At 36.0% G+C, this 11,321-nt stretch carries 12 protein-coding genes; 2 read left to right on the top strand and 10 right to left on the bottom strand.

Annotated elements, in window-relative coordinates:
- The coding region (locus tag LACPOB_RS13050) for a threonine/serine exporter family protein (protein WP_040532900.1) at positions 1-414 on the top strand (414 nt) is incomplete at its 5' end.
- Between the two features lie 1,082 nt (positions 415-1,496).
- On the opposite strand, the gene LACPOB_RS0106205 is transcribed toward LACPOB_RS13050, so the two are convergent.
- The 7 genes from LACPOB_RS0106205 to LACPOB_RS0106175 are packed head-to-tail and all read right to left on the bottom strand — an operon-like array spanning position 1,497 to position 6,666.
- Positions 1,497-2,147 (bottom strand): bifunctional 4-hydroxy-2-oxoglutarate aldolase/2-dehydro-3-deoxy-phosphogluconate aldolase, encoded by a 651-nt coding sequence (locus LACPOB_RS0106205; protein WP_017867965.1) that lies wholly within the window; start codon positions 2,145-2,147, stop codon positions 1,497-1,499.
- A 33-nt stretch (positions 2,148-2,180) separates the two neighbouring features.
- Positions 2,181-2,723, bottom strand: coding sequence for a 6-phospho-3-hexuloisomerase (gene hxlB / locus LACPOB_RS0106200; RefSeq protein ID WP_017867964.1), 543 nt, complete (start codon positions 2,721-2,723; stop codon positions 2,181-2,183).
- A complete protein-coding gene (locus LACPOB_RS0106195) occupies positions 2,720-3,346 on the bottom strand; it encodes an orotidine 5'-phosphate decarboxylase / HUMPS family protein (protein ID WP_017867963.1) in 627 nt (208 codons plus the stop codon). The genes hxlB and LACPOB_RS0106195 overlap by 4 nt, the downstream gene beginning before the upstream one ends.
- Positions 3,346-4,308 (bottom strand): sugar kinase, encoded by a 963-nt coding sequence (locus LACPOB_RS0106190; RefSeq protein WP_017867962.1) that lies wholly within the window; start codon positions 4,306-4,308, stop codon positions 3,346-3,348. The genes LACPOB_RS0106195 and LACPOB_RS0106190 overlap by 1 nt, the downstream gene beginning before the upstream one ends.
- Positions 4,309-4,340: 32 nt before the next feature.
- Positions 4,341-5,636: a hypothetical protein gene (locus tag LACPOB_RS0106185; RefSeq protein ID WP_017867961.1), complete on the bottom strand. Its 1,296-nt coding sequence runs from the start codon at positions 5,634-5,636 to the stop codon at positions 4,341-4,343.
- A gap of 3 nt (positions 5,637-5,639) precedes the next feature.
- The gene (locus tag LACPOB_RS0106180; RefSeq protein ID WP_017867960.1) at positions 5,640-6,389 is read right to left on the bottom strand and encodes a sugar phosphate isomerase/epimerase family protein; all 750 of its coding nucleotides are present in this window, start codon (positions 6,387-6,389) and stop codon (positions 5,640-5,642) included.
- A 16-nt stretch (positions 6,390-6,405) separates the two neighbouring features.
- Complete coding sequence (locus LACPOB_RS0106175; RefSeq protein WP_017867959.1) at positions 6,406-6,666, bottom strand: hypothetical protein; 261 nt, start codon at positions 6,664-6,666, stop codon at positions 6,406-6,408.
- Between the two features lie 282 nt (positions 6,667-6,948).
- On the opposite strand from LACPOB_RS0106175, the gene LACPOB_RS0106170 reads away from it, so the two are divergent.
- Positions 6,949-7,938, top strand: coding sequence for a LacI family DNA-binding transcriptional regulator (locus LACPOB_RS0106170; RefSeq protein ID WP_017867958.1), 990 nt, complete (start codon positions 6,949-6,951; stop codon positions 7,936-7,938).
- A gap of 374 nt (positions 7,939-8,312) precedes the next feature.
- Here the strand turns inward: LACPOB_RS0106170 and LACPOB_RS0106165 are convergent, their stop codons facing one another.
- The 3 genes from LACPOB_RS0106165 to LACPOB_RS0106155 form a co-directional block, all read right to left on the bottom strand.
- Positions 8,313-8,660 carry a DUF1516 family protein gene (locus LACPOB_RS0106165; RefSeq protein ID WP_017867957.1) on the bottom strand — a complete coding sequence of 116 codons (348 nt, stop codon included), beginning with the start codon at positions 8,658-8,660 and terminating at the stop codon, positions 8,313-8,315.
- Positions 8,661-8,736: 76 nt separating this feature from the next.
- Entirely contained in the window at positions 8,737-9,216 is a 480-nt protein-coding gene (gene rlmH, locus LACPOB_RS0106160) for a 23S rRNA (pseudouridine(1915)-N(3))-methyltransferase RlmH (protein ID WP_017867956.1), read from the bottom strand.
- A gap of 572 nt (positions 9,217-9,788) precedes the next feature.
- On the bottom strand, positions 9,789-11,102 hold the full coding sequence (locus tag LACPOB_RS0106155) for a S1C family serine protease (RefSeq protein ID WP_017867955.1): 1,314 nt from the start codon (positions 11,100-11,102) through the stop codon (positions 9,789-9,791).
- Positions 11,103-11,321: the final 219 nt, after the last annotated feature.

The raw sequence follows: 11,321 nt of genomic DNA, 5'->3' as shown, positions 1-11,321 counted from the left end.
CCTGCCAGTTTTTGCGGGGTTTTCGGCTTCTCTATTATGTTCAATAGCCCAAAGAAAATGGCTGCCACAGCCGGAGTGATAGGTGCGTTCGCAAATACATTGCGACTAGAATTAGCTGATCTAACTTCAATGCCACCAGCAGCGGCTGCTTTTCTAGGGGCACTAACTGCGGGTTTACTTGCGTCATTTGTACATAAACGAATGGCCTACCCACGAATCTCGCTGACTGTTCCTTCGATCGTGATCATGGTCCCCGGATTATACATGTACCGGGCTATGTACTACGTTGGGATCGGTATGATCGCCAGCGGTGCGCAATGGTTCATCAACGCCGCTATGATCGTCTTGTTCTTGCCTTTAGGTCTAATACTAGCTCGGATCATTATGGACCCTGATTGGAGATATTCTGGATAATAATTATTAGCTAAGGCTAGATTCAAACTAGTCTTGATAAAGAGAACGGACTGAAGAAATAGTTTTTTTATTTCTTTAGCTGTTTTTTCATTTTTATAAAGCACAGAGTCTCTAGTCCAGCTATTCTATAAGTAGCCAGTCTCAAAACAGAAAGGCTAGATAATCCGGGTTTGGAACAAAATTAACGCTAAGAAAAAAATAAAAACTGCCTCATAGTGGGACTCTTTCATCTCATTATGAGGCAGTTTCTGTATTTATCGTCAGAATTATTAGTTTTGTCCCAGTCCATGAATCAAGGATCTTTAGAGGACAAAATTACACACACTTATACAATTAAAGGCAACCCCTAATCAAGAAAATGTATCTTTTTTATACGCAGCTAAAAAAAGAAATAAAGATAAATCAGAAAAAGTGATTTATATATCGTAGCTGATTCTGGATAGAATATGGCAGCGAAAGAAATTATAATGCGACCATAGATGATCTAAGTAAAACACCTTCAATTCCGTATCGGATTACTAAAAGAAGCAAAGCGGAAATTTAAAAATAATCACACCGAATTGAAAAATGAGATTATAGCGCAGAAAAGATTTTTATATTGGTCATCAGATGTCTCTTTCACTTTAAAAATTATAGTATCCGATATGATAAATATGGTTTTAAGCGCAAGTTCAAAACCTATAAAGCCGACCTAACGACTGAACTAGATCAGCTAGTTAGACCGCCTAAAGAGTAACAAAGAAAAAAGGCTGTTGAGTCAGTTTTCGGAAATATGAAAGGTGCTTTTGCGTTTCATCGAGTTCACGTTCGAAGACAGCAAGTAATTTCAAACGAAAGAAGATTAATGTTAACGACAATGAACTTATCCAAAATGGCGAGATTTAAGCAACTAAATTATTGTTTTAAAATAAATAAAACACATAACAAAGAAAGGACATGAAATTTTCGAATTCAGAAAATTTCATGTCCTTTCTATCAAGCTAGAGATTTTTTGTTCAAATCCCCAAGAGCTATCAACACTAATTGACAAAGTCTCACAAAACCACATTTAAAGTAACAAGTATATTGCTTGAAAAGACTATTTAATTCGCTTGGAAAATGCGTTGATATTCATTTCTATATTCTTGTGCTCGTTTTTTTACTGCCTCAAAATCACCATTACTTGCGGCACCAGTCAGGTCACTTCCAGCACCCACAGCCACTACACCAACTTCAAACCACTCGTGCATATTCTCTAAGTTAACCCCACCAGTTGGCATAATATTAACGTATGGCAGTGGTGCTTTAACAGCTTTGACAAAACCTTTACCAACAACACTACCAGGAAAAACCTTAACTACATCTGCACCATACCTCAATGCGGTTTGGATTTCTGTAATTGTCATACAGCCTGGTAGATATGGAATTTGATATTCATTGCAAATTAAGGCAGTCTCTTTGTCAAACGAAGGACTAACCACGAATTTAGCTCCTGCCATGATTGCAATCCGTGCAGTAACTCCATCAAGTACTGTTCCTGCACCAATCACAACTTCAGGATCATTTACATATTGCTGGTTCAATTCTTTGATTAAATCATCAGCAGCAGGCGCGGTAAAAGTCAATTCTATAGCTTTGATTCCTCCATCAATACAAGCTTGTGCTGTTTGATAAGCTTCTTTTTTGGTACTCCCACGGACAACTGACACGACTCCAGAACGCTGAATACTATTTAAAATATTTACCTTTTGCATCGCGACATTTCCTTTCATTCTTCAACGTTAAGATTATTCCATATTACTATGTGTAGCCTTGGCAGATTCATTTGAAACATTATCACGACGACTTAACATTAGGCACAAAACATCTAAAGTAATATGAACACTTTGATCAAATAAAGTACTCAAAAGCTGAATCGACTTGATACCACTTCCTGATTTTGTAGCTCCAGGTACAACAACCGTTGCATCAGCTAATTGACCTAACGGTGACTCTTCGGAACTAGTCAGGGCAATAACTTTTACGCCGTTATTCTTAGCGTTTTGACTTGGACCAAGTACACTACCCGTTTTACCAGAGCCAGAAACTGAAACTAAAACATCCCCAGCTTGAATTGAAGGCGTAATCGTTTCACCAATCACAAAAACTGTGTAACCAATGTGCATTAATCGCATTGCAAAACCTTTAGCCATCAATCCTGAACGTCCAGCGCCTAAAATAAAGATACGCTTGTCCTTATCAATTAATTTTTCAGCTCTTTCAAGTTGTCTTTCATCCACCATAGTCATGACATGGTCAACTTCTGTAATTACCTCATTAATTAAGCTCATTTTATTACCTCCATGAATTTTTGGGCTGCTTTGACAGGATCAGTCGCACCCACAATTTTTCCTCCAACAATAATTGTATTGGCTAAGCCTTGCTGAGCAATTTTTTGTGCCTGATCTAAGTCAATACCACCAGCCACCGCAATATTTTTGATCGTTGGGTGTTTTTTTACAAACTGTTCGATACTAGCTACCGCATCATAAGCCTCAGTAGAATCCTTAGAATGGTGTAAACCAAAAATCGCATTTTGGTAATAATCTGTGAGTTGATTAATCTTTTTATCACTTGTTTCAATCAAATCAATTAACATTTTTTTGTTTTTAGCTTGCGCCACAGCATAGGTTTGCTGAATAGTTGACTCATCCGAGCCACCCATAACCGTTAAAATATCAGCAGACGTTTGATATCCACGCTCAAATTCATATTTTCCTTCATCGTTAGTCTTTAAATCAAGTAATAATTCAGATTTTGTTAATTTGAAATCTTGAGCCTTTAACGTTTCTAAACCGTAATCCTTAATAATAGAAGTTCCTAATTCAATAATATCCACAATACCGTCTAATTGATGAGCAATTTGAGTTGCTTGTTTTAAAGAAACACGGTCGATTGCTGCTTGTAATTTCATTAATCCTCGGATACTCCTTCTTTAGTATAGAATTCTTTTAATTCTTCTGGTGTTGGATACCCATCATTATCCCCAGGCGTTTGAACTTGTAATGCTCCAACGGCATTACCACGCATAACAGCAGTTTTTAATGGTTTGCCCTCAAGCAAAGCTGTAATAACACCTAAAGCAAAACCATCACCAGCGCCCACTGTATCAACAACATGTTTGACCTTAAAACCGTCAACCATGTAACTCTGTCCATCCTTAGTTTTAACGAATGCTCCAGCTGGACCAACTTTAACGATCACTCTTTTAGTTCTTTCACCCTTCAAATAAAAATCAGCAATTTCCTCTGGATCATCTGATCCCATTAAGATTTTACCTTCTTCAACACCTGGCAAAACAATATCAGCCATACCTGCTAATTCATTGATCGTCGAAATCATTTTTTCTTTCGATGACCATAATGGCGGTCGTAAGTTTGGGTCAAAAGTTGTTAAAATCCCTTGAGAAATCAAACGTTTGAATAAACTCCGAAAAGTATCTTCCGCAATATCAGAAATAGCTGGAAAAATACCGGACATATGGGCAATCTTAACATCTGATAAATCAATCTGATCGATAACTTCCTTTGGCAGATAACATGCCGCAGAATCTTTACGGTAATTAAATGTTGCTGGATCTCCTTTAGTTACTAACTGTTTTAACTGGTGTCCTGTAAAATGCTCCTTATTTTCTGAAATATAAGAAGTTCCTACCTTATGACCTAAGATAGTTTTCTTAACAAAATCACCAAAAGGATCAGCTCCAACCTGCGAGATGTATTCCGAACTATGTCCTAAACGGGTCACTCCAATTGCCACGTTTAATTCTGCTCCACCCATAATTTTATGGAAATTCATGGCATCAACTAATGAAACATCAGGATCTTTTGAAGCAAATGTAACTAAGGGTTCACCAATTGTAATAAATTCACTCATTATTTATATCTCCTATTCATTTTTTATTTATATCAGCCAAAGAATGCATATACAAGTAATTCGTTAATAATCGACACGGCCCACATTACCGGAACACCATATTTTAGAAAATCCTTTGATTGAACTTTCATGTAGTCCAAGCCCCAAACATTCCAAGATTGTGTAATATCAGTAGAAACAGCCATCAAAGTTGGTACATAAAGTAATGGTAGTAAGAAAGCATCAGTGAACAGTCCTGTCCCAGATAAAACCGCGGCTGTAGCTGCACCAGCGCCCCAAACGTGTAATGGTCCACGGAACAAGGCTAATGGTGCTAGTACACCAAGGGCAAGTGCTAAAACTAAGTGACTATGTGGTAAAATCGCATTAAATAATGGTTCAAAGTGCTTAGCATTCAAAGTTGCTGCACCGCTAAACATAATTAATGCCATCAAGAAAATAATTAACCCGGAAATGTCACTAATTGCTTGCGAAACAGTATTATTGATAAAATCAACTGTCTTCTTGTAACCTTTCATATTACCAGTCAACAACATAGCAATAATAATGGATAATACTAAGGAAGGTATTGCATCCCATCCAAATATCATGTTCATCGCAACAGGGACAACTGGCACTATATAAGCAATGTAGGGAACCTTCTTTTGATCAGAATCCACATCACCGAAACTAGCACCAATTGTTTGTAAATTTTCCTCTGCTTTAGAAGGATCGAATTTCTTTCTCATAATAATTAAAAACAAAATAACAACTACTAACTGAACAAGAGCCGCTGTCCAACCAAATTTCAAATATGATGCATCATAAACTGCATTTGGAAAGAAAGCCTTAATTTGATTATACAATACAACGTTAACATACATCGGAGCACCAATGGCCAATGAAAAGGCAATCAAAGCAATGTCACGAGGGACACCAACCGACAAAAGAATAGGTAGTAAAATTACTCCAATTGCAATAACAGAGCCTACACCATAAGCACTTACGAAGATAAATGCAGTTACAATAATAACTAAAATTGCAGCCAACAAAGGCTTTTTCTTACCAACCTTATTTGTTGCTTCAGATATTGCTGGTGCAATTCCACTATCAACTAGAACACGTCCAAACCATGACCCAAAAACAATATAAATAATTGTAGGTCCGTAATTTAATGCCGGTTCGGCAAATACTTTTTGAACTGCAGTATTAAAAGGCACCATACCAATAACTGACCACAAAATGGCCATTACGAAGAAGCCAATTACAAGATTCCCGCCCTTTAAAATATAAGCAATAAAAATTGCAAATGTAATCAATAATAAGATCGAAATAACTGTAGAATTCATTAACTAACCACCTATCTCTTTTTTCAAAAGCTGGATTTGTTGTTTAACTAACTCGTCAGAACTCATGGGATATTCTAACGCAAATTGCACATTTTTTGGTAAGTGGGTCAAAATATCGCGCCAATCAAAAACACCAATGTCTAAGTCCTCAGAAGTACTTAAATCACCATTATTATCTATGGTATTTTTCAAATGTATATAATTTGTAAATTTCGACAAAGCATCGGCACTAGCAATAGCATCTCCGTGGGTGAAAGCCCAATTACCAAGATCATAGACATATCCGATGCTTGTAAAACCCGCAAGATGAATTGAAGACAAGAAAGTATCGATTGCTTTAACAGTACCACTAACAGGAGTTTGATCATTTTCAACATTCATTTCGATTTCATCCAAAGGTAATTTATCGAACTCAGCTTTCAAATCACCAGTAAAGTTCTTAAAGTAACCAGTATTAAATTTAATTTTGGATATCCCCATTTTTTTACCTTCAGTAAAATACTGGTTCAATTTAGGATTGAGTTCTCCATTTTCTTCAAAAACCACATCCGGCACACTGTAATTAACAATTAACCCAGCATCTTTCGCTTTAGCACCAACTCCGGCTAATTCTTGTTCTAAATCTGTAAAATATTCACGTCTAACTTCAATACCATCGGCTCCCAATTTTTTCACCCGATTTACTAATTCAACTTGACTAGTCCCTTTTTTTACATCGTCTTCGAAAATCCATGTGTTCAAAATAACTGTCATAATAAAGCCCCTCCTATTAATATTTATTTAAGTTTCTTACTTTATCCTTTAATTGTTCAAATGTTAAATCTGAAAAGTTAGTCTGTGCTTGATCTTTAAAAGTTTTTCCCTCAATATCATTGAACTTTTCAACTAAATAATATGCAGTCAAATAGCTCATCAAGAAATTCTTAGATTTATTAACAAGCTCCTGATCATTAAAATCACCACATTTTGTGTTACTAGAGGCAAATTCAAAAGCAAATTTCTCTGGATCGATAAAAGTTCTGTCTCCCATAAATCCATCTCCTTAGTTTATTATTTAACAATCTCCCCTACACTATTTTATGTTAAACGTTTAACCAAATAAAAACAAGAGTTTTTTTAATTTAAATTAGGCTATATTAGCGTTTGTATTTTATTTTTTAAATATAGGGTGTAACGGTTACCTACTCTTTAACACAATGTTTTTATAATTCTGTGTTTTATTGTTTGCAAACTACTAGAGAAAACTGTTTTTACAATTTTCTGAATATAATCTATAATTAGCGTACAATAAAACAATTTAGTGGAGGCCAATATGGTCGAATCAAGAAAAAAAAGAACTAATATGAAAGATGTAGCCCAATTAGCAGGAGTGTCAACAACAACAATTTCTCGCTTCTTAAATGGCGACTTAAATAAAATGTCGACTAAAACTGCTGCACGAATAAGTGATGCAATAGAAAAATTAAATTACACTCCTAGTGCCGCCGCACGGCAAATGGTAACTCATTCTAGTAAAATGATTGCCGTAATAGTGGCTAATATCGATGACTATTTTTCAACTGAACTTTTTAAGGGTATCAGTTCATTTTTAGAGGCCAATGGTTATATAGCTGTGTTATTTGACAGTAATGCTAGCTCAGAAAAAGAAAAAGGTATTATTAAAACTATCACTTCTTATAATTTTGATGGTATTATTTTTCAACCTACTAGTAGTTCAATGGAAAATATCAATTCTGAAATACATTTTGAAATACCAATGGTAATCGTAGACCGCAACCTAGACACAACTCGATGGCCACAAGTGCTCACTGACAATTACCAAAGTGCTAGAAAAGCTACATTATCTTTTAAAAAAGAAGGTTATGAACACGTAATCGTGTTAACTTCAAAAATTGATTCTGTGTCAACCAGACGTGAACGTTACTTGGGCATCAGGTCCACCATACAAGATACTGACATTATTGAAATATCTGAAGAAACATATAATAGGAAAATGATTTTAAAACAAATAGAAAACTTACTGAATAAAAATGGTAAAAAAACATTAATTTTCGCATTAAAAGAACGTTGGTTTTTGGAATTCATTCCACCTTTGCTTTCAAAGGGCTACTTTCAAAATAATAAAATAACTACAACAGGATTTGCTGATACTAGTATTGCTCGAACCATTAGTCCGAAAGCAAAACTGATTAATCAAAATCCATTTTTAATGGGAGGCATTTCAGCAGAACTAATACTCAAAATACTAAAAAGAGAAAAAATCAAAAGCAAAAAAGTGATTGTTCCAGCAAAGATCAAATAAAAAAACAAGCACCAACAAACAAGTCATTTATCCTGACCATTTGTTGGTACTTGTTTTTTTCAACACTTAATAAAGGTAATCACAAATCTCACCAAAACCATTAAAGACACAGTCAACTTAACTTTGCGCACTATTGTAACTCGGATATCTCAAACTCCAAGTCTCTAAACAAGTACTCCTACCGCTTTGATGCCATTGCACTATTCCCCCACTCACCATACTGTAGGAAACAATATTTACCCACTTTTAAGATAAATATTTATTATTTTTAACAGACTAACTACTAAAAATTGCCAAACAATAAAAAATCCATTTGGTAAACAAAAAATGAGCTAACATGATCAACTAAGATCTTATTAACTCATTTTTCCACTCTAAATTATTGGATAGCCACCACTTAACCAGAAGCCTAATCCTCCAACAACTAAACACATCGCAATTACTGACCACATGATGCCTTTAGAAAACTGACCCTTAGTTTTCTTGCCAAATGCCATTTCGATCAGGCCGATCACCAAAATTGCAACCACAATTTTGACGACCGTTAGAACGGGTTTTTCGCTCCAGGCATAACTGGTCATCATGATCCCGCTAATGATCAAAACTAAATAACAGACCCGTGCTACCATTGCCCAGATCTTCGCTTTATCAGCTGAGCCAGCTAAGCCCATAATTACTGCGAGCAATAAAATAATTCCGAAAACCAAATGTACCCAAGACATACTTTCCTCTCCTTTTATAAAAATAAAATACACAATTATTATACTATCTCAATGGCAGTTCTACGAACAACATATTTTACTTATGGTACGGACTACCAGAATTGATCATATATGCGCGATAAACTTGTTCCGTTAAAACTAGTCGCATCAATTGATGTGGCAATGTAAACTTGCCAAATGAGATCTGTGCGTTCGAGCGTTTCATTACAGCCGGACTTAACCCCAAAGAACCTCCGATCACAAATGTAATGTCACTATGCCCATAAGTTGCCAGCGAATCAATTTCTTTAGCAAACTGTTCCGAGTCCCGCTCCTTACCTTCGATAGCTAAAGCAAAAACATACTCACGTTCTTTAATTTTAGCCAAGATCCGCTCTCCTTCACGTTCTTTCACGCCTTCCATTTCTGCTTCACTTAACTTTTCAGGAGCTTTTTCATCTGGAACCTCAACAACTTGGAACTTACAGAACTTGCTAAGGCGTTTAGAGTATTCCGCAATCCCTTGTTTCAGATATTTTTCTTTTAACTTACCCACACCTATTATCTTAATATTCACACTAAATCACATCCTAATAACATTTTATCCACAAAGTTATCCACAGTATCCACAAGGTTAATCACAATATCTTGGTACGAACTTATTTTCGTCACTATATTTATTGTTTTCCATTTTTTCAACTTATCCACAGTTATTAACAGATAATAATAAATTATATTTTTTCTAAAAATTTATAAAATGCATTGTTTTAAAGCAATATTAACGCTTTATAAAAATTTAAAAATCACGAGTTATCAACATCTATCCCCAAGCCTGTGGATAACATGTGCACATATTTTTCATCTTTTTTGTGTAAACCCATACTTAATTTTTACATTTTTTTCCCATAATTACAAAAGTTATTAACAGGTATATTATCTGAATTGTTGATAAGTCAATTAAATATAGCGGATACATTATAATTGGTCCAAAATATACTTTTGAAAACAAACGCTTATTCACCAGCTAAAAAACCACAAACAAAAAGAAAAAACTCGTTTTATGAATTTACATAAAACGAGTTTGATGTAGTATTTTTGAGCTTTATTTCTTAGTAGAGTTATCTCTGTCTAAACTGCTCGAGCCACTCACTATCTTTCATTCGATGCAGCTGACGTATTCGAATCATTCGCTTCCAAACTCAACTTCACATTAGTCGATTTTTCTTTGCCATCGTGATAGTACTTCACTTTGACTTTATCACCGATCTTATGCTCATACAGCGCCTCACGCAGACTCACAATATCTTTAACCTTCTTATCACCTAGCCCAGTGATCACATCATATTTCTTGACCCCTGCATCTTTCAGTGGTGAATCAGAGTTAACTTTCATGACCACGATCCCACTTGTAACACTGTCTGGTAATTTCAAAGTCTTTTGCCGATCCGAAGCTGAAATATAATCTAAATCAAGTAAGGAGATCCCTAATGCCGGCCGACTAACTTTACCGTTTTCTGCTAACTGGTTGACGATTTCAACAACTTCATTACTTGGAATAGCAAAGCCCATTCCTTCAACTGACGCTTCCGATGAACCTGCACTAGAAAGTTTCATCGAATTGATCCCGATCACCTGACCGCCGATATTGATCAATGGACCACCAGAGTTACCCGGATTGATCGCTGCATCCGTTTGAATAACAGTTGCTTGTCCAGTTGCAACACCGGAACTATTTGTTACATCGATCGTTCGTTTCTTAGCCGAAATGATCCCTTGTGTAAGTGATGTAGCATAATCAGAACCTAGTGGTGAACCAATGGCTAAAGCGGTCTCCCCCACACTGATCTTATCAGAATCACCGAATGAGGCCACTTGCTTCACATATTTAGCATCGATTTTTAAAACAGCCAGGTCACTAACTGCATCATGGCCAACAACTTCTGTCTCAAGTTTATGACCATCGCTCATTAAGGTTTCAACTCTGTCAGCACCAGAGATCACGTGGTTATTTGTGACTACGTAAGCTGTGTCGCCTGATTTTTTGTAGATCACACCAGAACCTTCACTAGCTTGTTCTTCTTGTGAACCAGATGAGTCATCACCAGATTGACCGTACATACCTGCGATCGAGCTAGACCGATCATCTTTAGAATAGGCCTCAACTGAAACCACTGCGCCTTTGATCTTATTAAAAGCACCTTCAGCGTCTGACGAAACGTTAACTTTTACATTACTTGTTTTAGTTTTAGCCTTGGAATTGTCCGAATTCAACTGCTCATCTTGCTGGTTTTGGTACCAACTGTACCCGCCTACGACTACACCGCCGCCGATCACCCCAGCGATCAACGCAATCAAAACAACTTTCCATAATTTGGGACCACGCGGGCCTCCTGAATTATTTGGCGAACCATTTTCTGGGTCCACTTCTTTATATTCGCCATCGAATTGTCCATTATTGTTCATGGCCAAACTCCTCTCATAGCTTATTATTTTATATTATAATTTATGAAATTGCTTTAATATAAATGATAAACCAATATTACCATAAATTTAATAATCTTAAAAAGAAAAGAGAGAGTCAAAAAATGCTTTGAAGCCGATTTGTAACGACGATTGCATTATTACAGTAGTTTGGAACACATTTAAGGGCCGTCAACCTATCCCATTTAATGAATTAGATCA

Origin of the sequence: Ligilactobacillus pobuzihii E100301 = KCTC 13174, from assembly GCF_000349725.1 — a bacterium.
Lineage (GTDB): Bacteria > Bacillota > Bacilli > Lactobacillales > Lactobacillaceae > Ligilactobacillus > Ligilactobacillus pobuzihii.
Note: the sequence above shows the minus strand (reverse complement) of the source record. Positions and strands in the feature narration are given on the sequence as shown.

Bases quoted from the DNA above. Each gene is read 5' to 3' on its own strand.
- LACPOB_RS0106165 (WP_017867957.1), bottom strand. From the start codon at position 8,660: ATGTCTTGGGTACATTTGGTTTTCGGAATTATTTTATTGCTCGCAGTA.
- hxlB (WP_017867964.1), bottom strand. From the start codon at position 2,723: ATGAGCTTAATTAATGAGGTAATTACAGAAGTTGACCATGTCATGACT.
- LACPOB_RS0106185 (WP_017867961.1), bottom strand. From the start codon at position 5,636: ATGAATTCTACAGTTATTTCGATCTTATTATTGATTACATTTGCAATT.
- LACPOB_RS0106155 (WP_017867955.1), bottom strand. From the start codon at position 11,102: ATGAACAATAATGGACAATTCGATGGCGAATATAAAGAAGTGGACCCA.
- LACPOB_RS0106190 (WP_017867962.1), bottom strand. From the start codon at position 4,308: ATGAGTGAATTTATTACAATTGGTGAACCCTTAGTTACATTTGCTTCA.
- LACPOB_RS0106180 (WP_017867960.1), bottom strand. From the start codon at position 6,389: ATGACAGTTATTTTGAACACATGGATTTTCGAAGACGATGTAAAAAAA.
- LACPOB_RS0106175 (WP_017867959.1), bottom strand. From the start codon at position 6,666: ATGGGAGACAGAACTTTTATCGATCCAGAGAAATTTGCTTTTGAATTT.
- LACPOB_RS0106170 (WP_017867958.1), top strand. From the start codon at position 6,949: ATGGTCGAATCAAGAAAAAAAAGAACTAATATGAAAGATGTAGCCCAA.
- LACPOB_RS0106195 (WP_017867963.1), bottom strand. From the start codon at position 3,346: ATGAAATTACAAGCAGCAATCGACCGTGTTTCTTTAAAACAAGCAACT.
- LACPOB_RS0106205 (WP_017867965.1), bottom strand. From the start codon at position 2,147: ATGCAAAAGGTAAATATTTTAAATAGTATTCAGCGTTCTGGAGTCGTG.